Raw genomic sequence first — 26,759 nt, 5'->3', positions numbered from 1 at the left:
GACGGCCGGTCAGACCGCCATCGCCAGCATCAGCGGCGTCGCCCGGACGGCCAGCAGCTCGGCGGCCTCGCGCAGCCGGTGCGCCTGGGCGACCGGCAGCGAGGTGGCCAGGCAGCCGACGGTGCTCCCGGCGACGATCGGGACGGCCGCGCAGACCGTGTCCATCGAGTACTCCTGGAGGTCCAGCACCGGGACGGTGGCGGGCTGCCGGTCGAGCCGGTGCAGCAGCCGGTCGGTCTCGGTGATGGTGCGCGCGGTCAGCCGGGCGGCCGGGTGCCGGGCCAGGTGGTCGAGCCGGGCGTCGTGGTCGAGTTGCGCGAGCAGGCACTTGCCGATCGCGGAGGCGTGCGCGGTGGCCCGGAAGTCCGCCCACTCGTGCACCGCCGGGGCGTCCTCGGCGGCGCTCACCGCCTCCACCGAGAGTTCGCCGTCGTGGTAGCGGCTGAAGTAGACGGCCGCGCCCAGCTCCTCGCGCAGTTCCTCCAGCCGGTGGTGCAGCCGGGCCCGCACCATCGGTTCCCGGTGCTGGGTGCCCAGCAGGGTGAACGCCCCGCCCAGCGCCCAGCCGCCGTCCAGCCCGACCAGGTACCCCTCGGTCTCCAACTCCTCGGCCAGCGGCCGCAGTTGCTCCTCCGGGACGGACAGCTCCCGGGCCAGCTCGGCCAGCGTCGCGCCGGCCGGGCGGCGGTCGACCGCCTCCAGCAGTCGCAGCGCCCGGCGCAGCACCCCGAACGGCCCGCTCCCGCCCCCGCCCGGCCCGAGCAACCCGTCACGCCGGCCCCTGCGCACCGTCGACATGGCTCCGCCCCTCCCCGCCGGTCCCGCCTTCCGCCCAGCGTAGCCAGCGCACCGCCCGCGCACCGTCCCCTCACCGGATATTCGCCCCCACGGAGGGCCGCCCCCTTGACACGCATATGCCGGACCGGCCCCGGCGCACGCACGCCGGGGCCGGTCCTCCCGGGACGCCGGGTCAGTCCTCCTGGGCCGCGCGGAGGGCGGCGACGGCCGCGGCGAGGCGGCTGCCGTAGTCCGGGTCGGCGGCGTGGAAGTGGGCGAGGTTCTTCTCGACCACGTCGTCCCGGCCGACCTGGGCGAGCGAGCCGGCCAGGTTGGCGATCAGGCGGGACTTCTCGTCCGCCGTCATCAGCCGGTAGAGCTCGCCGGCCTGGAAGAAGTCGTCGTCCTTGCTGTGGGCGGGGGTGGTGTGGGTGCCGGTGTGGCCGGAGAGCGGCTGCGGGGCGTGCAGCGGCTCGTCGGTCTGGGCGGGGCCGCCGTACGAGTTGGGCTCGTAGTTCCTGTTCCGGCCGTTCGGGTTCAGCGCGGCGTACCCGTCCTGCCCGTAGTTGGCCGCCCCGGTCGCCCGCGGGGCGTTGACCGGCAGCTGGGTGTGGTTGACGCCGAGCCGGTATCGCTGGGCGTCGGCGTAGGCGAACAGCCGCCCCTGGAGCATCCGGTCGGGCGACGGGCCGATGCCGGGCACGAAGTTGTTCGGCGAGAACGCGGCCTGCTCGACCTCGGCGAACACGTTCTCCGGGTTCCGGTTCAGCACCAGCCGGCCGACCCTGACCAGCGGGTAGTCCGCGTGCGGCCACACCTTGGTGACGTCGAACGGGTTGAACCGGTAGTCGGCGGCGTCCTCCACCGGCATCAGCTGCACGTACAGCGTCCAGGACGGGAACACCCCGCGCTCGATCGCCTGGCGCAGGTCCCGCTGGTGGCTGTCGGCGTCCCCGCCGGCGGTCTGCGCGGCCTGCTCGGCGTCCAGCGAGCGGATGCCCTGGTTGGTCTTGAAGTGGTACTTCACCCAGTGCGCCCGGCCCTCGGCGTCGACCCACTGGTAGGTGTGCGAGCCGAAGCCGTTCATGTGCCGGTACGAGGCCGGGATGCCGCGGTCGCCGAACAGCCAGGTGATCTGGTGGGTGGAGGCCGGGGAGTGCGCCCAGAAGTCCCAGACGTTGTCGGGCTCCTGGACGCCGGTGTACGGGTCGCGCTTCTGCGAGTGGATGAAGTCCGGGAACTTCAGCGGGTCCTTGATGAAGAACACCGGGGTGTTGTTGCCGACCAGGTCGTAGTTGCCCTGCTCGGTGTAGAACTTGACGGCGAAGCCGCGCGGGTCGCGCACCGCGTCGGTGGAGCCCAGCGCGCCCGCGACGGTCGAGAAGCGCAGGAACAGCTCGGTGCGCTTGCCGACCGCCGAGAGGAAGGCGGCCCTGGTGTACCGCGAGACGTCGTCGGTCACCTCGAAGTACCCGTACGCGCCCGACCCGCGGGCGTGCACCACCCGCTCCGGGATGCGCTCCCGGTTGAACCGGGCCAGCTTCTCCAGCAGGTGCTGGTCCTGGAGCAGCAGCGGGCCGTACTCGCCCGCCGAAGCGCTGTTCTGGTTGTCGGCGACGGGCGCGCCGGACTCGGTGGTGAGGGTTCTGGGCATGGTGATCCTTCGGGCGTGTGGAGGAGGGACTCTGCGGCGGGCGGGCCCGGACCCCGGGGGGCGCGCCCCCGGGCTCAGCTCTCGTGGAGCGGGCGGATGGCCGTCGCGTCGGTGAGGGGCCGGGCCTCGGCGAGGTCCGCGGGGAGGCCGGCCGCGGCGAGGGCTTCGCGGGCCTCGCGGAGCGGGAGCGCGTTGAACCAGCGCAGGGCCAGCGCGTCCTGGCCGGCGGGGGTGAGGCGGCCGGTGAGGCGCAGGCGGGCGAGGCCGCCGTCGGGGTAGACGTTGATCCGGACGTGGGTGACGGGGGTGCCCGCGGGGAGGCGGTAGCGGTGGCGGGTGTCGGGCTGCAGGCGGGTGCGCGGCAGCAGGACGGTCTCGGTCTCGCCGTCGGTGCCGACGAGTTCGGCCCAGCCGGGGGCGTTGGCGACGAAGCAGGAGGTGTCCACCTCCGCCGCCAGCACCTCGCCGCCCCCGGCCAGGGCCACTCGCACCCAGTCGTTGGCCTTGTCGCGCCGACGCCGGGTCTCCCAGCCGTCGCCCATGACGGTGGCTCGGCCGGGAGCGTTCAGGTTGTGCGGGGAGGAGAAGTAGCGGTCGGAGGCGGCCTCGGCGACGCCGCCGTGCTCCTGGGCGGCGAGGTCGAAGGTGAGGCCGGCCAGCTCGCGCGGGTCGGGCAGCACCTCGCCGTGCACCCGCAGGCGGGCGACGCCGCCGTCCGGCCAGATGTTCAGGCGGACGTGGGTCCAGCGGGTCGGGTCGTCGACCGGGAACCGGTGCGCGGTGTCGCCCTTGAGCGCGGTGCGCGGGACGAGGTCGGTCCACTCGGCGGCGGCCAGCTCCTCGGGCGAGGGGTGGCCGGGGACGGACGCGGCCTGCACGGAGGCGGTCTCGGGGTAGTTGCCGGTGAAGTGGGCGGTGTCGACGACCACGCCGCGGATCCGGCCCGCGGCGCCGAGCCGGACGACCGCCCAGTCGTGGTCGTCCTCGGTGGGGTGCGGCTGCTCGGCGCTGGCGCCGCGGCGGCGGCGGGACTCCCAGCCGTCCATGATCTGGCCCTTGTGGCCGAAGGTGTGCGGGCGGAACTCGGCGGGCTTGGCGACCAGCAGGTTCTCGGCGTCCGCGAAGGTGTCCTCGTTGGTGGCGACCACGCCCGCGCCGAGCAGCCGGGAGGCCAGGTCGACCAGCTCGGTGAAGGGCGCGTCCGGGGTCAGGTCAGTACTCAACTGGTGCTCCTTCGTTCGGCGTTCGGGGTCGGGTGAGCTGTCGGCCGTGCGGGGCGCCGTCGGGGTCGACGGGTCGTCCGCGCAGCCAGGTGTGCCGGACCAGCCCGGTGAGGGTGCGGCCCGCGTACGGGGTGACCGGGTTCTTGTGGTGGAGGCGCTCGGCGCGGACGGTCAGTTCGCCGTCCGGGTCGAAGGCCACCAGGTCGGCGTCGTACCCGGGCGCGATGGCGCCCTTGGTGCCGGTCAGGCCGACCAAGGCGGCGGGTCCGGCGGACATCCAGCGGACCACGTCCGCCAGGGTGTGGCCGCGCCGGCGGGCCTCGGTCCAGACGGCGGGCAGGCCCAGTTGCAGGGAGGCGATGCCGCCCCAGGCGGCGGCGAAGTCGCCGCTGCCGCCGTGCCGCCGGAGGAGTTTGAGGTCGGGGGTGGAGGGCGAGTGGTCGGAGACCACGGCGGTGAACTCGCCGTCGGCGAGGGCCTGCCAGAGCAGGTCGCGGTTGGACTCGTCGCGGATCGGCGGGCAGCACTTGAAGGCGGTGTCCCCGTCGGGGACCTCCTCGGCGGCCAGGGTCAGGTAGTGCGGGCAGGTCTCGGCGGTGACCTGGACGCCGTCCGCGCGGGCCCGGCGCAGCAGCGGCAGGACGGCGGCGGAGGAGACGTGCAGGACGTGCACCCGGGCGCCGGTGCGGCGGGCGGCGGCCAGCAGGGCGGCGACCGCGGCGGCCTCGGCGCCGTCCGGGCGGGAGGCCAGGAAGTCCCGGTAGTGGGCGCCGGGCACCTGGGGGGCGGCGTCCAGTACGGCCGGGTCCTCGGCGTGGATGATCGCCAGCGCGCCGAGCCGGGCCTGTTCGGCCAGCGCGGACTCCAGGTCGGCGGGGGTGGCCAGGTGCGGGAACTCCTCCACCCCGGACGGGGCGAGGAAGGACTTGAAGCCGAACACCCCTTCTCGGTGCAGGAGTTCGAGTTCGCCGGTGTTGCCGGGGACGGCCCCGCCCCAGAAGCCCAGGTCGACCCAGGTCTGGCCCTCGGCGGTCTTCCGCTTGGCGGCCAGGCCCCGGACGGTGGTGGTCGGCGGGATCGAGTTGAGCGGCATGTCGACGATCGTGGTGACCCCGCCGGCCGCGGCGGCCCTGGTCGCGGAGGCGAAGCCCTCCCAGTCGGTGCGGCCGGGTTCGTTGACGTGCACGTGGGTGTCGACCAGGCCGGGCAGCAGGGCGGTGGCGCCCAGGTCGGTGAGCGGCCGGCCGTCGGCGGGCAGGGTGCCGTGCGGGGCGACCCGCTCGATCCGCCCGGCCCGCACCAGCACGTCGGCGGGGCGTTCGCCGTCCGGCAGGACCACCCGCCGGGAGCGGATCACCGCGGCGTCGATGGGCATGAGGGGACCTCCGAGCGTCGTGAGGGCGAGGGTGGGTCGAAGGAGTGCTGGGAGCCTAGGCTCGCCTTCAACAAAACGTCAATGTGTGAACGTACGAGAGTGCGACGGTCCGTCAGCGCAGCAGCGCGGCCGCCAGCCGCTCCCCCGCGAGCTCCGCGAGCTCGCCCGCCCGGGCCATCGACTCCGCCGGACCGCCCGCCAGCTCGGCCAGCGCCAGCGCCTCGACGAAGCCCGCCGCCCGCCACTCCCGCTCGGCGAGCTCCAGCCGCCCGGCCACCGCCGCCACCGGCACCCCGGCCCGGGCCGCCGCCGCGGCCACCCCCGCCGGGGCCTTGCCGTGCAGGGTCTGCGCGTCCAGGCAGCCCTCGCCGGTCACCACCAGGCGCGCCCCGCGCACCGCCCGCTCGAAGCCCAGCAGCTCCAGCAGCAGCTCGATGCCCGGGCGCATCGTCGCCCCCAGCAGCGCCAGCGCGGCGAAACCCACCCCGCCGGCCGCGCCCGCGCCCGGCGCGTCCCGGACCTCACGGCCCGTCAGCCCGGCGACCGCGTCCGCCCAGCGGGTCAGCCCCTCCTCCAGCACCACCAGGTCGGCGGCGTCCGCGCCCTTCTGCGGGCCGTACACGGCCGCCGCCCCGCGCGGGCCCAGCAGCGGGTTGTCCACGTCGCACGCGACGACCACCTCCACCCCGCGCAGCCCGTCCGCGAGCGGGCCCGGCTCCACCCGCGCCAGCCGCCGCAGGGCGGCCCCGCCGGGCGGCAGCGGCGCGCCGTCGGCGTCGTACAGCTCGACGCCCAGCGCCTGCGCCAGGCCCGCGCCGCCGTCGGTGCAGGCGCTCCCCCCGAGGCCCAGCACCACCCGGGTCGCCCCGAGCGAGACCGCCTTCGCGACCAGCTGCCCGACCCCGTACGAGCCGGCGGCCAGCGGCGCCGTCCGGCCGCCGGGCAGCCGGGCCAGCCCGGACGCCTGCGCCAGCTCGACCACCGCGGTCTCCCCCTTCACCGCCAGCCCCGCGACCACCGGCAGGCCGGTCGGCCCGGCGACCTTCACCTCCACCCGGGAGAACCCGGCCGCGAGCGCCGCCGCCAGCGTCCCCTCCCCGCCGTCGGCCACCGGCAGCTCGCGCACCTCCACCCCGGGCACCGCCCGCCGGATGCCGGCCGCGATCCGCGCGGCGACCTCGGCGCCCTCCAGCGACCCCTTGAACTTGTCGGGGGCGACGACCACATGACCTCGCACGGCACCGGGCCTTTCTGCAGAAACGAGCGGGCGGAACGGGGCCGGGAGGGCGGCGGGGGTCCGGACCCCCGGACGCGCGCCACCCGGCTGCCCGAGAGTCTCCCTCCCCGCCGTCCTCCCGTGCGGGAGGCTCCCCTCGGCGGGGAGGGGTTCGTGCCCCCCGGCGGCGCGGGCGCGGGCGGACAGGTGCGCGCCGCCGGGGGAGTCCGGTTGCTTCCCTTACTTGACCTCGCGGCCGGAGAGCCGCTCGACGCCGCGCAGCAGCGCGGAGTGGTCGAGCGAGCCGTCGCCGTTGGCCCGGGCGGAGGCGACCAGTTGGGCGGCGACCGCGCCGAGCGGGAGCGCGGCGCCGACGGCGCGGGCCGCGTCGGTGACGATGCCCATGTCCTTGTGGTGCAGGTCGATCCGGAAGCCGGGGGCGAACTCGCGGGCGAGCATGTTGCCCTTCTTGCGGTTCAGCACGGTGGAGCCGGCCAGTCCGCCGCCGAGCACGTCGAGGGCGGCGGCGAGGTCGACGCCCGCGTTCTCCAGGAAGACCACGGCCTCGGCCAGCACCTGGATGTTGACGGCGACGATCAGCTGGTTGGCGGCCTTGACGGTCTGCCCGGCGCCGGCCGGGCCGACGTGCACGACGGTGGTGCCGAGCGCGTCGAACAGCGGCTTCGCCTCGGCGAAGTCGGCCGCCGCGCCGCCGACCATGATGGAGAGCACCGCCTCGACGGCGCCGGCCTCGCCGCCGGAGACGGGGGCGTCCAGGGTGCGGACGCCGCGGGCCTTCGCGGCGGCCTCGACCTTGATCGAGGTCTGCGGGGTGATGCTGGACATGTCGATGACCAGGGCGCCGTCCCGGGCGTGCTCCAGGACGCCGCCCTCGCCCAGGATCACCTGCTCGACCTGCGGGTCGGCGGGCACCATGGTGATGACGACCTCGGCGTCGGCGACGGCCTCGGCGATCGAGGCGGCGCCGTGGCCGCCGGCCGCGACCAGGGCGTCGACGGGCTCCCGGGTGAGGTTGTAGCCGGTGACGTGGTGGCCGGCCCCGACCAGGTTGACGGCCATGGGCTTGCCCATGATGCCGAGGCCGATGAAGGCGATCTTGCGGCTCATCGCGTGCGGGTCCTTACGTGAGTGTCTTGAGGGGAGAGTTCAGCGCGCGGCGCGCAGTTCGCGCGGCAGCCAGTCGAAGCTCTCGGCGCTGACGCCGCCGGCCGGGCGGTACTCCAGGCCGACGCGGCCGCGGTAGCCGGCGGCGGTGAGGCGGGCGAACAGGTCCTCGAAGTCGAGGTCGCCGGTGCCGGGTTCGTTGCGGCCGGGGGTGTCGGCGATCTGCACGTGGCCGATCCGGTCGGCGTGCGCCCCGATGACGGCGCCCGGGTCCTCGCCGTTGCGGGCGAGGTGGTAGAGGTCGCAGAGGAACTTCGCGTTGCCGAGCCCGGTGGCGGCGTTGACCCGGTCGACCACGTCGACCGCGGCGGCGGCGGTGACCAGCGGGTAGTCGGGGGACTCGGCCCGGTTGAGCGTCTCGACCAGCAGGACCGCGCCGATCGAGTGGGCGGCCCGGGCGGCGAGGGCGAGGTTCTCCAGGGCGAGGGCGTCCTGCTCGGCGGGGTCGGTGCCGGGGACGCGGTTGCCGTAGAGGGCGTTCAGCGCGCCGGTGCCCAGGCGGGCGGCGAGGGCGGTGGCGACCGGGACGTTCGCCCGGAAGCGCTCGCTCTCGGCGGGGAGGGAGAGCGTGCCGCGGGCGCCGCGGACCAGGTCGTCGAGGAGGTTGAGGCCGGTCAGTTCGACCCCGGCGTCCTCGAACGCGGCGACCAGCGCGCCGGTCTCCTCCGCCCCGGGGGCGGGCTCCTCGCCGAAGGGCCACCAGAGTTCGGCGGCGGTGAAGCCGGCCGCCGCGGCGGCCGCGGGCCGCTCCAGCAGGGGCAGTTCGCCGAACAGGATGGACAGGTTGACCGTGAAGCGGTGCTGGGCGGCAGCGGTCACGTCGTTCACCTCTCGCTCTCTCGCCGTGCAACTTCCACGATCCGGAAGCTGAATTCTGCTTGACGGAAGCTTCTCCGCCGCCGCCCGGAACTGTCAAGGACGCCGCAACATTTTGTTGAAGCTGCCCGGGCCGCCGGCCGTCCGCCCGCGCACACCTGTCCGATCGTCCGGACCGGCCGGATCGATAAGGTGGGCGGGTGCGATTGATGGTGGAGTTCACGACAGAGCCGTTCGACCTGGACGGGTTCCCCGAGCACGCCAGGGCCGCGCGCCGGGTGGTGGACGAGGCGGGACTCGCCGTCTCGGTCGGACCGTTCGGCACCAGCGCCGAGGGCGACGCCGAGCCGGCCCTGGCCGCCGTCACCCGCCTGCTGCGGGAGACCCTGGCGGCCGGGGCGAGCCGGATCTCGGTCCAGGTCAGCGTGCTGGACGAGGAGCCCGGCGCCCCGGGGACAGCCGGTCCGGAAGGATCCGAAGGAGGGGATAAGCAGTGAGCGACGCCCTGAAGCACCCGCTCGCCGCCGCCCTGGAACCCCTGCTGGCCGCCGTCGGCGCGACCGCGATCGAGCCGGCCGAGGCCCGCGCGGAGGACGTCGTCCTGGAGTGGGACGGCGCCCCGGCCGTGGCCGTGCGGCTGCCGCACCTGAGCAGCGCGCTGGACCGGCTGCTGGCGGAGACGGCCCGGCAGTTCGACGGCCGGCCGCTGGCCGAGCTGGACCGCGCCGAGAAGCAGCGGGTGGTCGCGCTGCTGGAGGAGCGCGGCGCGTTCACCGTCCGCCACGGGGTGGAGACGGTCGCGTCGGCGCTCGGCGTCAGCCGGTTCACGGTGTACAACTACCTGAACCGGCAGGAGAAGTCCTGACCCCGCCGGAGCCCGGCCCCGGGGATTTGGCGGATCGCACACGGCGCCGGGTCGCGGACCCGGCGCCGTGCGCCGTCCCCACAAACAGTTCAACAAAGTGTTGACGGCCTGTTGCGGCCGATCTAGCTTGTGCGGGTGGCACCAACCCTCAGGAGGTCCACCGTGACCCAGCCACCCCCTGCCCTCTCCGCCCTGGCCGCCACCGACGCGGCCGGACTGCGGGAGCTCCTGCTGGAGGTCTGCTCCAGCCCCGCCTGGGCCGCCGCCGTCGCGGCGACCCGCCCCTGGCACGACCGCGCGGAGCTGTCCGCCGCCAACGCGGCGGCGACGGCGGGGCTCTCCGCGGCCGACCTGCGCGACGCGATGGCCGGCCACGCCCGGATCGGCACCCCGAAGCCGGGGGACGCCGTCTCCGAGCGCGAGCAGGCCGGCGTCCGGGGCGCCGACCCGTCCGTCCTGGCCGAACTGCGCGCGGCCAACACCGCCTACGAGGCGAAGTTCGGCCACGTGTTCCTGGTCTGCGCGACCGGGCGCACCGCGGACGGCATGCTCGCCGCGCTGCGCGCGCGCTACCCGAACGACCCCGCCACCGAGGCGGAGACCGTCCGGGAGGAGCTGCGGAAGATCAACGAGATCCGCATCGACCGCCTGCTTGACGCGCCCCGGTGAACCGACGGACAGTCACTCCCTGCCATCCAGTGAGGTCTTCCCCATCATGACCGGCATCTCCACGCACGTGCTCGACACCAGCCTCGGCCGCCCGGCCGCGGGCGTACCGGTCGAGCTGGCACTGCACACCGAGGGTGGCTGGCAGGTGCTCGGCACCTCCGCCACGGACTCCGACGGCCGGGTCAAGGACCTGCCGGCCGCGGAGGCGGGCTCGGTCGTCCGGCTGCTGTTCGACACCGCCGCGTACTACGCGGGGTCGGCCGGGCGGCCGTTCTTCCCCGAGGTCTCGATCGTCTTCACGGTCGCGCCCGCGCAGCACCACTACCACGTGCCGTTGCTGCTCAACCCGTTCGGCTACTCGGTCTACCGCGGAAGCTAGGTAGGCCGCCCGGAACCCTAGGAGCCACGTCATGGCCCACGTGCTCGGCCAGAACCAGTACGGCAAGGCGGAGAACCGCATCGTCCGGGTCTCCCGCGATTCCACCCGCCACGAGATCAAGGACCTGAACGTCTCGGTCTCGCTGCGCGGCGAGTTCGACGACGTGCACCTCACCGGCTCGAACGCCAACTGCCTGCCCACCGACACCACCAAGAACACCGTGTACGCCTACGCCAAGGAGCACGGCATCGAGTCCGCCGAGGGCTTCGCCGTCCTGCTGGCCCGGCACTTCGTGGACGACACCGAGCGCGGTGTGGTCCACAGCGCCCGGATCCGGGTCGAGGAGTACGCCTGGGAGCGGATCAGGACCCCCGACTCCTCCTCCCGGTTCATCGGCTCCGAGGAGGTCGGCCACTCCTTCGTCCGCAAGGGCCAGGAGGTGCGCACCACCGAGGTGGTGTACGACGGCGACCGGTTCCGGGTGGTCTCCGGACTCAAGGACCTGGTGGTGATGAACACCACCAACTCCGAGTTCTGGGGCTACATCAAGGACAGGTACACCACCCTCCAGGAGGCGTACGACCGCATCCTGGCCACCCAGGTGACGGCCCGTTGGGCGTTCGGCTTCCACGGCCGCGACGGCCAGCCGGAGCCGAACTGGAACCGCTCGTACCAGCAGGTGCGCCGCCACCTGCTGGAGGCGTTCGCCGAGACCTACTCCTACTCGCTGCAGCAGACCCTGCACGCGATGGGCACCCGGGTGCTGAACAACCGCGCCGAGGTGGACGAGGTCCGCCTGGAGCTGCCGAACAAGCACCACTTCCTGGTCGACCTGGAACCGTTCGGACTGAAGAACGAGAACGAGGTCTACTTCGCCGCCGACCGGATGTACGGCCTGATCGAGGGCACCGTGCACCGCGAGGGCGTCACCCCGGTGATCCCGGTCGCGTAACGCGCCCGACGCCCCGACCGCGGCACTCCGCACCGCCGTACGCCGCAGTACCGCGCTTCCGCTCCCTCCCCCACACCGTTCGGAGACCGTGCCCGCCCTCACGGCGGCAGTCCCGGGGGCCGGAGAGCGCCCCGGAGGGACCCTGCACCGTCGTCCCGTCCTCCGGCCGATCCACCCACCCTCTCCAGCGCCCGGGTTGCGCCGAGAGCCAGGGACAGCAAAGGGGCTCTTCCATGGCACTCCGCACCACCCCCACCACCGACGACGGTTCCACCCCCACCCACCCGGTCGACGAGGTGCTCTCCCCGGCGAAGCTGTTCGGCACCGGGCTCCAGCACGTCGCCGCGATGTACGCCGGCGTGGTCGCTCCACCCCTGATCGTGGGCGCGGGCGTCGGGCTGAGCCCCGGCGAACTCGCCCTGCTGATATCGGCCAGCCTGTTCACCGCCGGGCTGGCCACCCTGCTCCAGACCCTGGGCGTCTGGCGGATCGGGGCCCGGCTCCCGTTCGTCAACGGCGTCTCGTTCGCCGGCGTCGCCCCGATGCTGGCGATCGCCAAGGAGCACGGCCCGCAGGACGCCCTCCCGGTGGTCTTCGGGGCGGTGATCGTCGCGGGGGTCCTGTGCTTCCTCGCGGCGCCGTACTTCTGCCGGCTCGTCAGGTTCTTCCCGGCGGTCGTGCAGGGCACCGTGATCACCCTGATCGGGGTGTCGCTGCTGCCGGTGGCGGTCAACTGGGCGCGCGGCGGCTCGCCGGGCGCGCCCGGCTACGGCTCGGCGAAGGCGGTCGGCCTGGCCGCGTTCACGCTGGCCGCGGTGGTGCTGGGCAACCGGCTGCTGCGCGGCTTCTGGCAGCAGATGTCGCTGCTGATCGGCCTGGCGGTCGGCACCGCCGCGGCCTTCCCGCTCGGCCTGGCCGACTTCTCGGCCGTCGGCGACGCCCGGGTGTTCGCGCTGCCCTCGCCGTTCCACTTCGGCGGGCCGCGGTTCGACGCCGCGGCGATCGTGTCGATGTGCATCGTCATGGTGGTCGCGATGACCGAGTCCACCGCCGACATGCTGGCGCTGGGCCGGATCGTCGACCGCGAGGCCGACGAGCCGACCCTGGCGGCCGGGCTGCGCGCCGACGGCCTGGCCACCGCGGTCAGCCCGGTGTTCAACGGCTTCGCGTGCAGCGCGTTCGCCCAGAACATCGGACTGGTGGCGCTCACCAAGGTGCGCAGCCGGTACGTGGTCGCGGCCGGCGGCGGCATCCTGGTGCTGCTCGGACTGTTCCCGGTGCTCGGCTCGCTGGTGTCGCTGGTGCCGCAGCCGGTGCTCGGCGGCGCGGGGATCGTGCTGTTCGGCACGGTCGCGGCGTCCGGCATCCGCACCCTCGCGGAGGCCGGGATGGAGTCGACCTCGCACACCATCCTGGTGTCGGTCTCGCTCGGGGTGGGGATCGTCCCGATCGCCGTGCCGACCTTCTACGACGGGTTCCCGGAGGCCGTCCGCACCCTGATGCACTCGGGCATCTCGGCCGGCTGCCTGGCCGCGGTGCTGCTCAACCTGCTGTTCCACCACGTCGGCTCCGCCGGCCGTTCCCTCCAAGGAGTCCCCCCATGGCAGTCCAGCCCCCCGCCGCCGACCGGCGGATCGTGATCGAGAACGTCGCGATCGCCACCGTCGACGCGCACGACACCGAGTACGCCCGCGGCCACGTGGTCCTGCTCGGCAACACCATCGAGTCGGTCGGGGACGGGCCCGCGCCCGCCTGGCTGGACAACGTGGCGCGGCGGATCGACGGCGAGGGGCACCTGCTCACCCCCGGGCTGGTCAACACGCACCACCACTTCTACCAGTGGATCACCCGCGGGCTGGCGCAGGACAGCATCCTGTTCGACTGGCTGGTGGCGCTGTACCCGACCTGGGCCCGGATCGACGAGGACCTGGTGCACGCCGCCACCCAGGGCTCGGCCGCCGCGCTGCTCAAGTCGGGCTGCACCACCGCCTCCGACCACCACTACGTCTTCCCGCGCGGCGGCGGCGACGTGCTGGGCGCCTCGGTGGCGGGCGTGCAGGAGCTGGGCCTGCGGTTCACCGCGCTGCGCGGCTCGATGGACCGCGGCCAGAAGGACGGCGGGCTGCCGCCGGACCACGCGGTGGAGGACACCGACGAGATCCTCGCCGCCTCCGAGTCCGCCGTCGACAAGTGGCACGACGCCTCGTTCGGCTCGATGCTGCGGGTCGCCATCGCGCCCTGCTCGCCGTTCTCGGTCTCCACCGAACTGATGCGGCAGTCGGCCGAGTTGGCCCGCCGCAAGGGGGTGCGGCTGCACACCCACGGCTCGGAGACCGCCGAGGAGGAGGAGTTCTGCCGGCAGCTGTTCGGGATGGGCCCGACGGACTACTTCGAGTCGACGGGCTGGCTGGGCGAGGACGTGTGGATGGCGCACTGCGTCCACATGAACGACTCCGACATCGCCAAGTTCGCCGAGACCGGCACCGGCGTCGCGCACTGCCCGTCCTCCAACGCCCGGCTGGCCGCCGGGATCGCCCGCGTCCCCGACATGCTGAGGGCGGGCGTGCCGGTCGGCCTGGGCGTGGACGGCACCGCCTCCAACGAGTCCGGCGAGCTGGGCACCGAACTGCGCAACGCGCTGCTGATCAACCGGTTGCACGGCCGCCCCGACGCGCTGACGGTGCGCCAGGCGCTGCGCCTGGGCACCATGGGCGGCGCCCGGGTGCTGGGGCGGCAGGCCGAGATCGGCTCGATCGAGGCCGGCAAGCTCGCCGACCTCGCGCTCTGGAAGGTCGACGGGGTGTTGCACTCCTCGATCGCCGACCCGGTCGCCGCGCTCGTCCTCGGGGCGCTCCCGCCGCTGACCGCGCTGTTCGTGAACGGCAACCCGGTGGTCGAGAACGGCCGCCTGACCACCGCCGACGAGGACCGGATCGCCCTCACCGCCGCCCGCGCCGCCCGCGACCTGGCCGCCCGCGGCTGACGCCCCACCGAGCTCCGGGGGCCGGCCGCCAGGGACGACGGCCGGCTCCCGGACCCGCGGCCCCGGACCCACGGCGAAGGGTCCGGGGCCGCTCCACGCCGCCGTCCGTACCGCTGGCCGTCCGGGCCGCTCGCCGTCAACGCCGCCGTCCGGGCCGCTGCCCGGTAGCCTCCGGGCGGGGCGGCCCGCAGGGACGCGAGCGGCCGGGAGCACCCGGCCACCGGCTGACGGCCCGTCACCTCCCAGCCCTGCCGCCCCTACCGGTCCTACCGGTCCTGCCGCTCCTGCCGCTCCCACGGCCAGGCGGCGTGCTGCCCGGCCTCCAGCAGGGGGATCAGGCGGAACGCGGCGTCGGTCAGGCCGCCGAAGGTGTGGCGGCCGCCGGTGCCGGAGGGGGCGTGGCCGGTGCGGTAGCCGGCCAGGTTCCAGGTGTAACAGGGGACGTGCGCCGGGACGGACTCCAGCGGGTCGCGGACCCGGCCGCCGTACGCCTGCTCGTCGGTGACGATCACCACCCGGTCGTGGCCCCGGTAGTGGGCCCGGACGGCGGCGGCGGTGTCGGTGCCGCCGCGGTTGCCGAAGCGGTCGACCGCCTTGAGCAGCGAGTCGCCCGGCCGGAGGTCGATCTCCCGGCTGGTGGTGCCGAATTCGACCAGGTTCGCCTCGGCGGCCCGCAGGGCGAGCGCGGTGCCGAAGACGGCCGCGGTGTCGGCCCGGTTGAGCTCGGTCTGCGCGCCGGGCCGGTCGAACATCGAGCCGGAGCGGTCGACCAGGACGAGGGTCCGCCCGGGCAGTTCCGGCACGTTCTCCAGCGAGTGCCGCAGCGCCCGCTCCAGGGCGTGGCCCCAGCGCAGCGAGGGCGCGTGCCGGTGCGCGGCGAGGTAGCGGAACGGGAACTGGCGCGAGCGGCGCACTTCGCCCCGGTCGGCGATCCGGCGGGCGACCGCCTCGGCCGCCTCGTCCGAGACGCCGGCCCGGTCGAAGTTGCGCAGGTTGCGCACCAGCGCCATCGCGCCCATGGACGGGATGACGGCCTCCCAGGCGGCGGCGTCCAGCGGGCCCTGGAGCCAGCCGGCCAGCGCCTCCCAGGTCATCCCGGCGGCGGCCAGCCGCTCGGCCCCGCCGGGGCTCTCGACCACCGCGCGGCGCTCGGCCACGGGCAGCGCCATCAGCTCCCGGTGGGCGGTCAGCACGGCGCTCCCGGCGGGCGGGAGGGCCTCGTCGGGGCGGTGGCGCCGGTCCAGCGCGTAGCGGAACAGCTCGCCCTGCCACGGCTTGTCGCGGTGGGGGCCGGGGTGGGTCAGCTCCAGGACGTCGCCGAAGCGGTAGCCCTTGCTCGCGGTGTCGTACTTGAGCAGGGCGCGCGCGTCGTACAGCCGGGCGGCGGCGTCGGCGACGCCGCGCTTGAGCGGCTTGGGCAGGGCGCGGCCGTACCGGGAGGTCCAGTAGGCGAGCAGTTCGCCGGGCTCGTCGGGGCGGCGCAGCACCGCGTCGACCACCTGCCGGGAGTACCCGGGGAGCTTCGCGTCGAGCCGGGCGCGGGTGAACTCGGCGGCGCCGACCAGCGGGGCGGTGCGCATCGCGGCGCCGTAGCGCAGCCAGCGCAGCAGGCCGAGCGTCCACTCGGGGTCGCGGACGGCGAGTTCGCGCACCAGGGCGGTGTAGCGGTCGTCGCGGTCGCCGCCGCGTTCGTAGAAGGTGTCCTGGCCGACCAGGTTGGCGACGGCGAGCAGGAAGAGCTCGGACTTCTCGTCCCGCAGGTGGCCCGTCCCGCCGTTGTGGTTGGGGGCGGTCCGCCCGGTGGTGGCGACGGGCGAGGTCGGGCCGCTCGCGGTGGTGGCGCGGCGGGTGTTGAAGCGGGCCATGGGAACTCCTCCTGCGTCCTGCGGGGAGGCGTGCCGGGCCGGGGCGTCCGAGATCGTGCGGGCCGGGTCGGCCCGCCGCGGTGGAGGTGACAGTTCAGTGCTCTGCCCTTGAGCTACCGCCCGTGCGGGGCACGGGCGACCGGGACTCGAACCCGGAACCGCCGAAGCCGGAAGTAACCCCCGCCTGCGCACCGGACGCCCCGGCGCGGCTGCCTCCCGAGATCGAAAGCGGCGCCGGTGGGTTCTTTACAGGAAGTAACCGGCGCCTGCGCACCGGGAGGTGGCAGTCTGCGTACAGCTGGGTGTCCGGAGGTCGAGGCGGCGGGGGTGACGTGGAACGGTTCCTTCACCTGGGCCGCACCGGCCGGAGCCGACGGACCCATCCAGAGAAGTAACCCCTGCCTGCGCACCCGGACGTGGATCACCCTAGCCAGCGCACTCCCCCGGCCGCACCCGCTTTTCCCCCGGTGCCGGGGCGGCCCGGGCGCCCCGTTCAGGCTTCGCGGCCGAGGGTGGCCAGGTAGGCGCGCCAGCCGCCGTGCGCGGTGATCTCGCGGTGCACGCCGCGTTCCAGCTGGCCGCGGGCCAGCACCATCGACAGCGCGGGGGTGCCGTCGGCCAACTCGATGACGCCGAGCTCCAGTTCGCGCGGTTCGCCGGGCAGGACGGCGTCCCGCAGGCGCTCCAGCGGCAGCTCGTACAGCTCGCCCTCGACGGCGGTGTCGGCGTCCGGGTCGGCGAGCAGGGCGGGGCACTCGTCGCGGACGGAGAAGAAGCGGTAGCCGGGGGCGGTGCGGGCCGGGCCGATCAGGTGGCCGTGGACCTTGGCGTGGAACGGGCCGCCGGTCATCGCCTGGCCGTTGAAGAAGACGCGTGCCATGGTGCTCCTCTCGTGGGACCGCCCCGTACCGCGGCCGACGTGGGGGTGCGGCGGTACGGGGCGGAGTGGGCGGGGCGGGACGCTCAGTCGGTGGGACGCTCAGTCGGTGGGACGCTCAGTCGATGAGGGCGAGCGCGGGGAGGGTGAGGAAGTCCGGGAAGTCCTCGGCGAGGGCGACCTGCTCGAACAGGGCGGCGGCCTCCGTCCAGCGCCCGGCGGCGTAGGCGTCCTCGCCCAACTCGGCGCTCAGCGCGGCGAGTTCGTCGGCGACCAGGCGGCGGACCAGGTCGGCGGTGGTCTTCTCGCCGGTGTCGGCGAGCACCACGCCGTTGTGGATCCACTGCCAGACCTGCGAGCGGGAGATCTCGGCGGTGGCGGCGTCCTCCATCATGTGGAAGATGGCGACGGCGCCGAGCCCGCGCAGCCAGGCCTCGATGTAGCGGATGCCGACCTGGACGGCGTTGTGCAGCCCGGTGCGGGTGCAGCTGCCGCCGGCCGCGGCGACGTCGAGCAGCTGGGCGGGGGTGACCGGCTCGGCCGGGCCCGGGTTCTCCTTCTGGTGCGGACGCTCGCCGAGCACCGCGTCGAAGCACTCCCGGGCGACGGGCACCAGGTCCGGGTGGGCGACCCAGGAGCCGTCGAAGCCGCCGGCGGCCTCCCGCTCCTTGTCGGCCCGGACCTTGACCAGCGCGGCGGCGTTGACCTCCGGGTCCTTGCGGGAGGGGATGAACGCGGCCATCCCGCCGATGGCGTGCGCGCCGCGCCGGTGGCAGGTCCGCACCAGCAGGCGGGTGTAGGCCGCCATGAACGGGGAGGCCATGGTGACGGTGTTGCGGTCGGGCAGGACGAAGCGCTCGCCGGCGTCCCGGAAGTTCTTCACGATCGAGAACAGGTAGTCCCACCGGCCGGCGTTCAATCCGGCGGCGTGGTCGCGCAGTTCGTAGAGGATCTCGTCCATCTCGAAGGCGGCGGTGATGGTCTCGATCAGCACGGTGGCGCGGATCGTGCCGTGCGGGATGCCGAGGGCGGCCTGGGCGTGGGTGAAGACCTCGTTCCAGAGCCGGGCCTCCAGGTGGCTCTCGGTCTTCGGGAGGTAGAAGTACGGGCCGGAGTTCGGGTCCTGCTCGCCCCTGGCGAGCAGCCGGGCGGCGTTGTGGAAGAAGTACAGGCCGAAGTCGACGAAGGCGCCGGCCACCGGGGCGCCGTCGACGGTGAGGTGCCGCTCGTCCAGGTGCCAGCCGCGCGGGCGGACCACGACGGTGGCGAGTTCGGCGGCGGGCCTGAGGACGTACGCCTTGCCCCGCTCGCCGGTGAAGTCGATCCGGCCCTCGAAGGCGTCGATCAGGTTGACCTGGCCGGAGACGACGTTCTCCCAGGTCGGGGCGGTGGCGTCCTCGAAGTCGGCGAGCCAGACCCGGGCGCCGGAGTTGAGCGCGTTGACGACCATCTTGCGGTCGGTGGGGCCGGTGATCTCCACCCGGCGGTCGGTCAGCGCGCGCGGGGCGGGGGCGACCCGCCAGTCGCCGGAGCGGACGTCGGCGGTCTGCGGCAGGAAGTCCAGCGTTCCGGTGCGGGCGATCTCGGCGCGGCGCTCGCGGCGGGCGGCCAGCAGTTCCCGGCGGCGGCCCTCGAAGGCCCGGTGCAGGCCGGCGACGAACTCCAGCGCTTCCGCGGTCAGCACCTCCCCGGCGCGCGGCACCGGCGGACCGGAGACCGTGACACCGGGGACGGAGGGGGACGAACCCTGATCTGCGGCGGCCATGGGCAGGACTCTCCTTGGACTGTTCCGTTCTGTACAGTGGAGACTAGTTTCCGCGATACAGAATTTCAACGGTTTGTTGATGAATCGCGTGGACTCTACTCCTCCCCGGACATCGAAGGGAACGCTCGTGGCCAGCACCTCCACCGAACGCACCACCGGCTCGGTGCAGTCCGTCGAGCGCGCCTTCCAACTCCTGGAGGCGCTCGCCGACTCCGGCGGCGTCGCCACCCTCAGCGAACTGTCCGCCACCTCCGGCCTGCCGATGCCGACCATCCACCGCCTGGTCCGCACCCTGGTCGCCCAGGGCTACGTCCGGCAGGACACCGCCCGCCGCTACACCCTCGGCCCGCGCCTGATCCGCCTCGGCGAGACCGCCGGCCGCCTGCTCGGCTCCTGGGCCCGCCCCTACCTCGCCGAACTCATGGAGGCCACCGGCGAGACCGCGAACCTCGCCGTCCTGGAGGGCGGCGAGGTGGTCTACGTCGGACAGGTCCAGTCCCGGCGCTCCATGCGCATGTTCACCGAGGTCGGCCGCCGCGTCCAGCCCCACTGCACCGGCGTCGGCAAGGCCCTGCTCGCCCAGCTCCCCGAGGACGAGGCCCGCGCCCTGCTCGGCCCCGGCCCGCTCCAGGCCCACACCCCGCACACCGTCACCGCCCCCGCCGCGCTGCTCGCCCAGCTCGCCACCGCCCGCGACCTCGGCTACGTCGTCGACGACCAGGAGCAGGAGATCGGCGTCCGCTGCATCGCCGTCGCCGTCCCCGGCGCCCCCACCCCCACCGCCCTCTCCGTCTCCGGCCCCGAGGCCCGCATCCAGTCCCTCGAAGCCCAGTCCGGCGCCGCCGGCCTCGTCCCCCTCATGCAGTCCATCGCCGCCCGCCTCGGCGAAGTCCTCTGACCCGCCGTCAGCGGTGGTGCGGGTCTGGGCCCGGATCCGCCCGCCGCCGGGCCGCCCGGATCAACACCGACACCAGCAGCGCGAGATCGGCCGCGCCCGCCGGGTCGTCGGGATAGCGGGCGACGGCCAGCGGCCCGACCAGGTCGAGCCGGACACCCGCCAGCTCCAGCACGTAGCAGAGCACCAGCATCGCGCAGCGTCCGTTGCCGTCCGCGAACAGGTGGAAGAACGCGACGTCCAGGTACGCCCGGGCCGCCCGCGCGGGCAGCGGCAGCCCCGGATCGGCGCTCTCCCGCAGGCACGCGGCGAGGTCGTCCCGCAGCGACGGCGCGTACCCGTACCGCTCGCGGCCGCCCTTGGCGAACGCGTCGGTGCGTCGGAAGCCCAGTTCCCCGTCGCCGAGGACGAGCCGCTGCCAGCCGAGCAGCAGCTCGGGCGTGAGCGGCAGCCCCCGGGCGGCGTCCGCCCGCGCCGACTCTGCTGCCGCCAGCAGCCGTTCGGCCCGTGGTGCGCCGCGGGTCACCCGCTGGGCGGCGATCCAGGCGGCCAGCCCGTCGGTCGCGGGGCGCAGCGGACCGTACTCGCCCGCCGGGACGGCCCCGGCCCAGTCGACCTGCCGCCGCACGACGCGCCAGCCGGCGAGCGCGTCGGCGTCAGTGGTCAGCACGGCAGGCGCGGGCGAGGTCCGCGCCGACGGTGTCGACCAGGGCGGCCTCCGGTGTCACCCAGCTCGCGAAGCGCCCGCCGATCGCCTCGTCCACCAGCGCGGCCGCCGCCTCCCCCGCGATCCCGGCCGCGTCCAGGTACCAGGTGAGCGTCCGCTCGCACAGGGCGTACCAGGCGTCCTCGGCCTGCGTCGCGTCCACCACCACGGTCACCAGCCGGACGGCCGCCCGCTGCACGGCCCGGCTCCGCTCCGGCGCCGTCGCGCCCGGCGGCGGCACGAGCTCGGCGAACCGTTCGGCCAGCCGCTCCAGCCACTCCCGCCACTCCAGCAGCGACGCCACCACCGTCCGGGCCGCTGCCCCGGACCCGGCCCGCAGCGAATGGGCGGGGCAGCACCAACTCTGCACGGGCCCGCCGCCACCCCCCTCCCCCACAGCCCAGTCCCATCCGCACGCCCACGCCCCGTACCGCCCGACCAGCAGCTCCGTCACCCGAGGCCCGAACTCGTACCGGTCGGGCGGGCCGGCCGCGGGCGGCTGCAACGCGAGGACGGCGGCGGCGAGTTCGTCCCGCCCGTCCTCGTCGAGCGCGAACGGGTGCCGCGCCGGATCCACCTCGCCCCAGGACAACTGCCACGGGTACACCCGAGCGGACATGACGGCCTCCCTCATCGACCCGGTACGTGCACCGGCCGCCCGATCGTCCCAGCTCCCCGCCGCCCCGTCACCCGCTTTCCGCCCCCGGCCCGTCCGCCTTGGCCAGCGCCGCGACCGCCTTCTCCTCCGCCCCGGCCAGCCGGTACGCGGCGGCCGACTCCTCCCGCAACGCCCGCACCTCGGCCGCGGGGTGGCCCGCCGCGAGCAGCGTGTCGGCCAACTCGTCGGACGCCCAGCCGAGCCGATACTGGTCGCCCAGCTCCCGGAAGATCGTGACGGCCCGCCGACCGGCATCCACGGCCTGCCTCATGTCGCCCGCGCTGCGCAGCGCGGTGCCCAGGTTGTGCCAGACACCGGCTTCGTTCCGGTAGTCACCGAGGGCCTGGTTGTGCGCCAGCGCCGTGCGGTGGGCCTGCTCCGCTTCTTCGAAACGGCCCAACTCCTCTAGCACGAGGCCAAGGTTGTGCGCGGTCCCGCCGTTGTGCCGTCCCAGGGACAGGTTCAGCGACATGGCTGCACGGAAAGCCCGCTCGGCTTCCTCGAAACGCCCCATTTCGCGCAACACGATTCCCAGGCCGCCCCAACCGACGACTTCGTTCCGCCTGTCGCCGACGTCCTGCCATAGTGCCAGCGCGTTGCGATGGGCCTGCTCCGCTTCTTCGAAACGGCCCACCCCCCTGAGCACGACGCCCAGGTTGTCCCAGGCCGACGCCTCGTCCAACCGATCGGAGGAGTCCTGGGCGGAGGCGAGAGCCACCTGGGCCACGGCCAGGCTGTCCTTGAGGTGACGGCGTACGTCGCAGTACGTCTCGAAGGACATCGCCAGCAACACCACGAGGTGGTGGTGCCCGGCCTCGCGCCCCGCGTGGGCGGCGGCCGTGATGTTGGCACGTTCGGCGTCCATGATCGCCAACGCGTTCGTCCAGTCCGCGTACTGCCGCGCGTGGTCCTTCCGGATGCGGGTGGGCTGCAGATCGGCGTCCGCGGCTTCGGCCAGGCGGCAGTAGTACGACAGGAGCCGGTGGAACGCCACCGCGGTGTGGCCGGGATGCTCGCGGGCCAGCTCCCCGGCGTAGGCGCGCACCAGGTCGTGCATCCGCCAGCGGCCGGTCCCGGGGTCCTGGCGGATCAGGCTGGCACGGGAGAGCGCGACGAGTCGACGGCGGACGTCGCTGGTCTTGCTGATGCCGGTGGCCGCCGCGGCGGCGTCCAGGGACAGGTCCGGGCCGGGGTTGACGGCCAGCAGCCGGAACACCTCGGCGTGGGTGGGCGCGAGGCGACGGTAGGAGCGTTCCAGCACGCTGCGGACCGCGCGCGAACCGTCGTCGAGCAGGTCAAGCCGCTCGGTCAGGTCGTCCAGTTCGTCGGCGAGCCGGGCCGGTCGCAGGCTGCGGTCTGCTGCGAGCTGCGCGGCGGCGATCCGCAGCGCCAGCGGCAGGCGGCCGCACAGGTCGGCGAGCCGGGCCGCGCCGTCCGGGTCGGCCGTGATCCGCGCGTCCTGCGGGAGGGTCAGGCGCAGGGCGGTGTCCAGGAGTTCGGCGGCGCGTTCCGGCGTGAGGACGTCGAGGTCGATCAAGTGGGCGTCGAGGACGGCGGCGAAGTCGTCGCGAGAAGTCACCAGCAGGCGATGCGCGCCGGGCGGCGGTACCAGGTGGTGGACCTGGTCGGCGCCGGAGGCGTTGTCGGCGAGGACCAGGACGCGTTCACCGGCCCGGGCGCGGGCGTCGAGCTGGGTGCGGTAGAGGGCGGCCCGCTGGTCGGGGTCGGGCGGGATCTGTTCGGGCGCGGTGCCCAGGGCCCGCAGGGCGGTGTCCAGCACCTGGCCGGGGTCGAGGGCGTTGTCGTCGTAGCCGTGCAGGTCGAGCAGGAGCACGCCGGTGAACAGGCCGCGCCGGACGGCGGCGTGCCCGGCGGCGAGGCCGAGCGTGGTCTTGCCCATGCCGCCCATGCCGTGGACGGACGCCACCAGCACGGCCTGTTCGTCGCCCGCGGCGGGGGTGAGGACGGCCAGCAGCTCTTCCAGGTCGGCGCCGCGCCCGGTGAACCCGGGCGGTACGGCGGGCAGCGGGGCGAACGGGGGCAGCACCGGTCCGTCCCGGTCGAGGCGGTCGAGCGTCTTGACCAGCTCGCCGTGCCGCTTGCGCCAGTGGGCGACATCCCCCAGCGGCTCCGCCAGCGCGATGCCCTTGCTCGCGGCGTGCGCCCGGCATCCGCCGACGAACGCCCGGACGGTCTCCCACTGCGGGATCCCGAACTCGCCGCGTTTGCCTCTCAGCAGCTCGCTGATCCCGCTGGTGCTCAGCCCGGCCCCGGCCGCCCTGCACAGTTGCGGGCCGCTGGGATCCCCGGCGTCGGCCTTCAACTCCGCCAGCTCCCGGGCGAACTCCCCGATCTCCGCCTGCGCCCGGGCGCCCTGCCCGCGTCCCCGCCCCACCCGACCTCCTCCGCCCGTCCGCCGCCGTCCGCCGCCGTCCGCCGCCGTCCGCCGAGCGGCCTCTCACCCTAGCGCCCACCTGCGGCGACGCGGGCCGCTTCCGGGCCGGTCCGGGTCCGTCCGCCGATCCGCCAACTACCGCTCCGCCCAAGGATCGTGGTGTTCACACCGGTCGGCCGACCCGGATCCACCACGACCCGTCAGGGGAGGAAACGATGTCCCGCAAGCAGCGCGTCCGCACCATGAAGAGGCCCGCCCGGACCACCGACCGCACGCTCACCGCCCAGGTGGTGCGCGGCCTCGCCTCGGGGGTGGCCCGCGCGGTCACGGCCTGGGTGATCGATCTGCTCGGCTGATCAGGGTCGGCCCGGACGGCGTCGGCCAGGGCGGTCGTGTGCCGCACCGCAGCGGCGTGGCCGGACCCGGCCGGGCCGGACCCTTCACTACGCTGGGCGTCCAGGTACTCACGCTCCGCAGGAGGACAGCCGTGCCCCGTCTCCTCGCCCTGCTCGCCGCGCCCGTGCTCGCCCTGGGAGCGCTGGGGGCGGCCGCCGCGCCGGCGTCCGACTCGGATCTGCGGGTGGTGCGGCTGGATCCGGAGCCGGTGGCGCCGGGCGGGGTGACGACGGTGCACGGGTTCGTCGGCAACGGCGGTCCGGAGGCGACGGGTTCGCCGTTCACGGTGGTGGTCGACCTGCCGCCGGGGTTCGCCCCGGAGGGGCCGTACTTCCCGTCCTCGTGCACGGCCGCCGGGCGGACCGTCAGCTGCGTCTTCCCGGCGGGGCTGCCGCCGCTGCGGTCGGCGACGGCGCTGGTGCCGGTGCGGGCGGACGCGCGCCTGCCCCACGGCGGGAGGGCCGTGGGGCAGGTGCGGGTGGTGAGCGCGGACGACCACGACCCGGCGAACGACCGGACGCCGTTCACGCTCACCGTCTCGTGAGCGGGCGCCGGCAGGAGCCGGCGACCGTCAGCGGTAGACCCGCAGGTAGTCGGCGCTGAACGAGACCGGCGCGCTGCCACTCGCCGCCGGGTGGTACTGCCCGGCGCTGAGCGACAGGTTGAGGATGGGGTAGGCCGACCAGTTCGCGCCGACGCCGGTGCCGTCGGAGAACACCTTCGTCCCGTTGACGTACCAGTCGACCGAGTCGGCGCCGTAGTAGGTGCCGATGGTGACCCAGCGGTCGGGGGCGACGGCGTTCGCGTCGGTGTGGTAGTTCAGGCCGGAGCGGATCCGGTTGGAGAGCTCCAGCAGGTTCGGGTTGTCGGGGTGGTACTCGAAGCTGTCGATCTCGTTGTTGCCGTCCTTCCAGGTCCACAGCGCGGGCCAGGCGCCGCCGCCGGCGGGCAGCTTCACCCGGGCCTCGATGTAGTCGCCGGTGCGGACCTGGAAGCCGTCCTTGCTGTACTCGGTGGTGAGCAGGCCGGTGTCCCACGCCTGCTTGCCGTTCTCCAGGGTGTGCGCGGAGGGGGTGGCGGTGAAGGTGGCGACGCCGCCGGAGACGGTGACGGCGGACGGGGCGAGCCAGTCCAGCTTGTTGTCGTCGGGGTTGTGGCTGCCGTAGCGGTAGGCGCTGCTGCGGTCGCCGGTCCACTTGCTGCCCCAGGCGATCGGTCCGGAGAACTCCTCCGACCAGGTCAGCGCCTTGCCGGGGACGGGCACCGCGCTGGGCGCGGGCGTCGGGGTCGGCGTGGGGGTCGGCGTCGGCGTGCCGGGGTTCGGCGTCGGGGTCGGCGTCGGGGTGGGCTTGGGCGTCGGGGTGGGCTTGGGCGTCGGCGTGGCCGTGGCGCCCGCCACGGTCAGCGTCCGCGCGGGCAGGTTGTGCCAGCCGCCCGCCGTGTCCTGCCAGAACCCGAACTGGGTGTAGCTGCCGGCCGGGAGCGTGCGGGCGGCGGTGGTGACGGTGGTGCCGCCGGGGCAGACCCGGACGTTGCTCGCGCTGCCCGGGAAGTCCAGGTTCGCGCCGACCGCGTCGCGGATGCCGACGCCGACGGTCTTCGCGGTGAAGCAGCGGTTCGCGTGCAGGGTGAGCGAGGCGGTGCTCGCGGTGCCGGCGGTCATCCCGGTCGGGGCGAGCCGGTCCTGGACGACGGTGGTGGCGGTGGCGGCACCGGCCGGTCCGGCGGCGGCCAGCGGTACGCCGACCAGCGCGGCGGCACCGGCCAGCACGCCGAGGCGGGCGGGGGTGGCAAGGGTGGTGGGTCGCATGGGGTGGGGTCCTCCGCGACGCCTGCGAGGTGAGCTGTCGGGTTCGGGCGCTGAGGCCGCCCGGCCGCGCGCGGGTGCGCGGCTTCACCCCGAGCCGCGCCCGTCCCGCCGCCGAACAGGGCGGGGGCAGGGCAGGGCGTACTGCCGTGGGTCCCCCGCTCCCGCCCGTGTGTGCTGTGGGAAGACGCCGTCGGTCGGGCGGGACTCGGCGTCCCGACGGCGGGTGCGCCCGGTCGGGGGCGCCCCCGCAGGCTAGGCAGATTGTCGCTTTGTCTCCAAGGGCCTCCGCCCGGCTGAGAGCACTCTCACACCACGCTCCGTCACCCCGGCCGGGCGGCGGCCCGGCCGGGGCCCGGATGTCAGGACCGCACGGCGGGGACGCCACTGGCGGCGGTACGGCACAAGTCGGCCGGGTTCCAGGCCAGTTACCCGAAAGTGAAGTGTTCGCGCCAAGGGTTCCGCCGGGGTCCGGCCGGCGTCACACTGCTGGCATGCGAATGACTCTACGCGCGTTGAAGATCCGTGCCGTCTCGGTCGCCGCCCTCGGCCTGCTGACCCTCGCCCCCGCCGCCGTGGCCACCGGCCAGGCCCACGCCGCCGTCAGCGGGAACATCTGCTACTCGGCGCTGCCCAGCCAGGGCCGCGACACCATCCGCCTGATCGACGCGGGCGGGCCGTTCCCGTACTCGCAGGACGGCGTGGTGTTCCAGAACCGCGAGGGCGTGCTGCCCGCGCAGTCCTCCGGCTACTACCACGAGTACACCGTGATCACCCCGGGCAGCTCGACCCGCGGCACCCGGCGGATCATCACCGGCAAGGTCCACCACGAGGACTACTACACGGCCGACCACTACGTGACGTTCCGCCGCGTCGACTTCGGCTGCTGACCCGACCCCCGGTCCGATAGGTTGGGCGGGTGCGGCCGATCCGGCCGCACCCGCCCGCCGCTCCGACCGCCCGAAGGACCTCCATGAACGCCCCCCTGCCGGGCTTCGCCGGCCGCACCTACCTCTTCGAGGTCGACAACGGCGCCTCCTTCCGCAACTCGTACTCCGCGGACGGCACCCGGCTGCGCTGGGAGGGCCTCGGCGAGTCGGCCGGCCAGTACGAGGACGTCCCGCTGCACGTCGCGGCCGTCGCCCCCGGCGTCTGGTTCGTCTCCTGGACGGAGCGCAGCGGCATCACCGTCAGCCACGTCATGGACCTCACCGCCCTGACCGTCAAGGTCTTCTGGACCTGGGAGGGCGAGACCGGCCGGGTCGGCGAGCTGCACACCGGCACCCTCACCCCGGCCTGAC

General features: G+C 74.6%; 26 protein-coding genes. 12 read left to right on the top strand and 14 right to left on the bottom strand.

Annotated features, from left to right (window positions below; genetic code table 11):
* Window positions 1-9 precede the first annotated feature (9 nt).
* The 7 genes from ACIP60_RS02205 to ACIP60_RS02175 all read right to left on the bottom strand — a co-directional run bounded on the left by ACIP60_RS02205 (window position 10) and on the right by ACIP60_RS02175 (window position 8,258).
* Window positions 10-798: an IclR family transcriptional regulator gene (locus ACIP60_RS02205; RefSeq protein WP_400679053.1), complete on the bottom strand. Its 789-nt coding sequence runs from the start codon at window positions 796-798 to the stop codon at window positions 10-12.
* 172 nt (window positions 799-970) lie between these two features.
* Window positions 971-2,431, bottom strand: coding sequence for a catalase (locus tag ACIP60_RS02200; protein WP_400679051.1), 1,461 nt, complete (start codon window positions 2,429-2,431; stop codon window positions 971-973).
* A gap of 74 nt (window positions 2,432-2,505) precedes the next feature.
* A complete protein-coding gene (alc, locus tag ACIP60_RS02195) occupies window positions 2,506-3,654 on the bottom strand; it encodes an allantoicase (protein WP_400679050.1) in 1,149 nt (382 codons plus the stop codon).
* Complete coding sequence (gene allB / locus ACIP60_RS02190; RefSeq protein WP_400679049.1) at window positions 3,644-5,029, bottom strand: allantoinase AllB; 1,386 nt, start codon at window positions 5,027-5,029, stop codon at window positions 3,644-3,646. The genes alc and allB overlap by 11 nt, the downstream gene beginning before the upstream one ends.
* Window positions 5,030-5,141: 112 nt before the next feature.
* A complete protein-coding gene (locus ACIP60_RS02185) occupies window positions 5,142-6,266 on the bottom strand; it encodes a glycerate kinase (protein WP_400679047.1) in 1,125 nt (374 codons plus the stop codon).
* 219 nt (window positions 6,267-6,485) lie between these two features.
* On the bottom strand, window positions 6,486-7,373 hold the full coding sequence (locus ACIP60_RS02180; protein WP_282203390.1) for a 2-hydroxy-3-oxopropionate reductase: 888 nt from the start codon (window positions 7,371-7,373) through the stop codon (window positions 6,486-6,488).
* Window positions 7,374-7,412: 39 nt separating this feature from the next.
* A complete protein-coding gene (locus ACIP60_RS02175; protein ID WP_400679046.1) occupies window positions 7,413-8,258 on the bottom strand; it encodes a TIM barrel protein in 846 nt (281 codons plus the stop codon).
* Between the two features lie 197 nt (window positions 8,259-8,455).
* Between ACIP60_RS02175 and ACIP60_RS02170 the strand changes: the two genes are divergently transcribed.
* The 7 genes from ACIP60_RS02170 (at window position 8,456) to ACIP60_RS02140 (ending at window position 14,094) form a co-directional block, all read left to right on the top strand.
* Complete coding sequence (locus tag ACIP60_RS02170) at window positions 8,456-8,743, top strand: thiamine-binding protein (RefSeq protein ID WP_400679911.1); 288 nt, start codon at window positions 8,456-8,458, stop codon at window positions 8,741-8,743.
* Entirely contained in the window at window positions 8,740-9,111 is a 372-nt protein-coding gene (locus ACIP60_RS02165) for a helix-turn-helix domain-containing protein (RefSeq protein WP_400679045.1), read from the top strand. Before ACIP60_RS02170 ends, ACIP60_RS02165 begins: the two co-directional genes overlap by 4 nt.
* 162 nt (window positions 9,112-9,273) lie before the next feature.
* Entirely contained in the window at window positions 9,274-9,780 is a 507-nt protein-coding gene (uraD, locus tag ACIP60_RS02160) for a 2-oxo-4-hydroxy-4-carboxy-5-ureidoimidazoline decarboxylase (RefSeq protein WP_100839525.1), read from the top strand.
* A 46-nt stretch (window positions 9,781-9,826) separates the two neighbouring features.
* Window positions 9,827-10,159, top strand: coding sequence for a hydroxyisourate hydrolase (uraH, locus tag ACIP60_RS02155; protein WP_400679044.1), 333 nt, complete (start codon window positions 9,827-9,829; stop codon window positions 10,157-10,159).
* A 31-nt stretch (window positions 10,160-10,190) separates the two neighbouring features.
* The gene (gene pucL / locus ACIP60_RS02150) at window positions 10,191-11,111 is read left to right on the top strand and encodes a factor-independent urate hydroxylase (protein ID WP_400679043.1); all 921 of its coding nucleotides are present in this window, start codon (window positions 10,191-10,193) and stop codon (window positions 11,109-11,111) included.
* Window positions 11,112-11,344: 233 nt separating this feature from the next.
* Window positions 11,345-12,751, top strand: a complete 1,407-nt coding sequence (locus ACIP60_RS02145; protein WP_400679042.1) for a nucleobase:cation symporter-2 family protein — start codon at window positions 11,345-11,347, stop codon at window positions 12,749-12,751.
* The gene (locus tag ACIP60_RS02140) at window positions 12,712-14,094 is read left to right on the top strand and encodes an 8-oxoguanine deaminase (RefSeq protein WP_400679041.1); all 1,383 of its coding nucleotides are present in this window, start codon (window positions 12,712-12,714) and stop codon (window positions 14,092-14,094) included. The genes ACIP60_RS02145 and ACIP60_RS02140 overlap by 40 nt, the downstream gene beginning before the upstream one ends.
* Before the next feature lie 266 nt (window positions 14,095-14,360).
* Here ACIP60_RS02140 and ACIP60_RS02135 read toward each other — a convergent pair whose 3' ends face one another.
* The 3 genes from ACIP60_RS02135 to aceB form a co-directional block, all read right to left on the bottom strand.
* Window positions 14,361-15,959: a TROVE domain-containing protein gene (locus ACIP60_RS02135; RefSeq protein ID WP_400679039.1), complete on the bottom strand. Its 1,599-nt coding sequence runs from the start codon at window positions 15,957-15,959 to the stop codon at window positions 14,361-14,363.
* Between the two features lie 493 nt (window positions 15,960-16,452).
* On the bottom strand, window positions 16,453-16,839 hold the full coding sequence (locus ACIP60_RS02130; RefSeq protein ID WP_400679038.1) for a gamma-glutamylcyclotransferase: 387 nt from the start codon (window positions 16,837-16,839) through the stop codon (window positions 16,453-16,455).
* Between the two features lie 115 nt (window positions 16,840-16,954).
* Entirely contained in the window at window positions 16,955-18,601 is a 1,647-nt protein-coding gene (aceB, locus tag ACIP60_RS02125; RefSeq protein ID WP_400679037.1) for a malate synthase A, read from the bottom strand.
* Between the two features lie 79 nt (window positions 18,602-18,680).
* Here aceB and ACIP60_RS02120 point away from each other — a divergent pair, with 79 nt between their 5' ends.
* A complete protein-coding gene (locus ACIP60_RS02120; protein ID WP_400679035.1) occupies window positions 18,681-19,499 on the top strand; it encodes an IclR family transcriptional regulator in 819 nt (272 codons plus the stop codon).
* 7 nt (window positions 19,500-19,506) lie between these two features.
* Here ACIP60_RS02120 and ACIP60_RS02115 read toward each other — a convergent pair whose 3' ends face one another.
* The 3 genes from ACIP60_RS02115 to ACIP60_RS02105 all read right to left on the bottom strand — a co-directional run bounded on the left by ACIP60_RS02115 (window position 19,507) and on the right by ACIP60_RS02105 (window position 23,255).
* Window positions 19,507-20,166 carry a Fic family protein gene (locus ACIP60_RS02115; protein WP_400679033.1) on the bottom strand — a complete coding sequence of 220 codons (660 nt, stop codon included), beginning with the start codon at window positions 20,164-20,166 and terminating at the stop codon, window positions 19,507-19,509.
* Window positions 20,153-20,821, bottom strand: a complete 669-nt coding sequence (locus tag ACIP60_RS02110; RefSeq protein WP_400679032.1) for a hypothetical protein — start codon at window positions 20,819-20,821, stop codon at window positions 20,153-20,155. The genes ACIP60_RS02115 and ACIP60_RS02110 overlap by 14 nt, the downstream gene beginning before the upstream one ends.
* A gap of 67 nt (window positions 20,822-20,888) precedes the next feature.
* Window positions 20,889-23,255, bottom strand: a complete 2,367-nt coding sequence (locus tag ACIP60_RS02105) for an ATP-binding protein (RefSeq protein ID WP_400679030.1) — start codon at window positions 23,253-23,255, stop codon at window positions 20,889-20,891.
* A 215-nt stretch (window positions 23,256-23,470) separates the two neighbouring features.
* On the opposite strand from ACIP60_RS02105, the gene ACIP60_RS02100 reads away from it, so the two are divergent.
* Window positions 23,471-23,611 (top strand): hypothetical protein, encoded by a 141-nt coding sequence (locus ACIP60_RS02100; protein ID WP_400679029.1) that lies wholly within the window; start codon window positions 23,471-23,473, stop codon window positions 23,609-23,611.
* Window positions 23,612-23,742: 131 nt separating this feature from the next.
* On the top strand, window positions 23,743-24,195 hold the full coding sequence (locus ACIP60_RS02095; protein ID WP_400679027.1) for a hypothetical protein: 453 nt from the start codon (window positions 23,743-23,745) through the stop codon (window positions 24,193-24,195).
* A 27-nt stretch (window positions 24,196-24,222) separates the two neighbouring features.
* On the opposite strand, the gene ACIP60_RS02090 is transcribed toward ACIP60_RS02095, so the two are convergent.
* Entirely contained in the window at window positions 24,223-25,461 is a 1,239-nt protein-coding gene (locus ACIP60_RS02090; RefSeq protein ID WP_400679026.1) for a hypothetical protein, read from the bottom strand.
* 491 nt (window positions 25,462-25,952) lie between these two features.
* Here ACIP60_RS02090 and ACIP60_RS02085 point away from each other — a divergent pair, with 491 nt between their 5' ends.
* Together ACIP60_RS02085 and ACIP60_RS02080 are read left to right on the top strand one after the other, a co-directional pair.
* Window positions 25,953-26,348, top strand: coding sequence for a ribonuclease domain-containing protein (locus tag ACIP60_RS02085; protein ID WP_400679025.1), 396 nt, complete (start codon window positions 25,953-25,955; stop codon window positions 26,346-26,348).
* An 83-nt stretch (window positions 26,349-26,431) separates the two neighbouring features.
* Entirely contained in the window at window positions 26,432-26,758 is a 327-nt protein-coding gene (locus tag ACIP60_RS02080; protein WP_030460502.1) for a MoaF-related domain-containing protein, read from the top strand.
* The last annotated feature ends 1 nt before the right edge of the window (window position 26,759 follow it).

Origin of the sequence: Kitasatospora sp. NPDC088783, assembly GCF_044750705.1 — a bacterium.
GTDB lineage: Bacteria > Actinomycetota > Actinomycetes > Streptomycetales > Streptomycetaceae > Kitasatospora > Kitasatospora fiedleri.
Note: the sequence above shows the minus strand (reverse complement) of the source record. Positions and strands in the feature narration are given on the sequence as shown.

Excerpts from the sequence above, each read along its gene's own strand:
- ACIP60_RS02205 (WP_400679053.1), bottom strand. The coding sequence starts at position 798 with ATGTCGACGGTGCGCAGGGGCCGGCGTGACGGGTTGCTCGGGCCGGGC.
- ACIP60_RS02200 (WP_400679051.1), bottom strand. The coding sequence starts at position 2,431 with ATGCCCAGAACCCTCACCACCGAGTCCGGCGCGCCCGTCGCCGACAAC.
- allB (WP_400679049.1), bottom strand. The coding sequence starts at position 5,029 with ATGCCCATCGACGCCGCGGTGATCCGCTCCCGGCGGGTGGTCCTGCCG.
- ACIP60_RS02180 (WP_282203390.1), bottom strand. The coding sequence starts at position 7,373 with ATGAGCCGCAAGATCGCCTTCATCGGCCTCGGCATCATGGGCAAGCCC.
- ACIP60_RS02170 (WP_400679911.1), top strand. The coding sequence starts at position 8,456 with ATGGTGGAGTTCACGACAGAGCCGTTCGACCTGGACGGGTTCCCCGAG.
- uraH (WP_400679044.1), top strand. The coding sequence starts at position 9,827 with ATGACCGGCATCTCCACGCACGTGCTCGACACCAGCCTCGGCCGCCCG.
- pucL (WP_400679043.1), top strand. The coding sequence starts at position 10,191 with ATGGCCCACGTGCTCGGCCAGAACCAGTACGGCAAGGCGGAGAACCGC.
- ACIP60_RS02145 (WP_400679042.1), top strand. The coding sequence starts at position 11,345 with ATGGCACTCCGCACCACCCCCACCACCGACGACGGTTCCACCCCCACC.
- ACIP60_RS02140 (WP_400679041.1), top strand. The coding sequence starts at position 12,712 with ATGGCAGTCCAGCCCCCCGCCGCCGACCGGCGGATCGTGATCGAGAAC.
- ACIP60_RS02135 (WP_400679039.1), bottom strand. The coding sequence starts at position 15,959 with ATGGCCCGCTTCAACACCCGCCGCGCCACCACCGCGAGCGGCCCGACC.
- ACIP60_RS02130 (WP_400679038.1), bottom strand. The coding sequence starts at position 16,839 with ATGGCACGCGTCTTCTTCAACGGCCAGGCGATGACCGGCGGCCCGTTC.
- aceB (WP_400679037.1), bottom strand. The coding sequence starts at position 18,601 with ATGGCCGCCGCAGATCAGGGTTCGTCCCCCTCCGTCCCCGGTGTCACG.
- ACIP60_RS02120 (WP_400679035.1), top strand. The coding sequence starts at position 18,681 with ATGAATCGCGTGGACTCTACTCCTCCCCGGACATCGAAGGGAACGCTC.
- ACIP60_RS02110 (WP_400679032.1), bottom strand. The coding sequence starts at position 20,821 with ATGTCCGCTCGGGTGTACCCGTGGCAGTTGTCCTGGGGCGAGGTGGAT.
- ACIP60_RS02100 (WP_400679029.1), top strand. The coding sequence starts at position 23,471 with ATGTCCCGCAAGCAGCGCGTCCGCACCATGAAGAGGCCCGCCCGGACC.
- ACIP60_RS02090 (WP_400679026.1), bottom strand. The coding sequence starts at position 25,461 with ATGCGACCCACCACCCTTGCCACCCCCGCCCGCCTCGGCGTGCTGGCC.
- ACIP60_RS02085 (WP_400679025.1), top strand. The coding sequence starts at position 25,953 with ATGCGAATGACTCTACGCGCGTTGAAGATCCGTGCCGTCTCGGTCGCC.
- ACIP60_RS02080 (WP_030460502.1), top strand. The coding sequence starts at position 26,432 with ATGAACGCCCCCCTGCCGGGCTTCGCCGGCCGCACCTACCTCTTCGAG.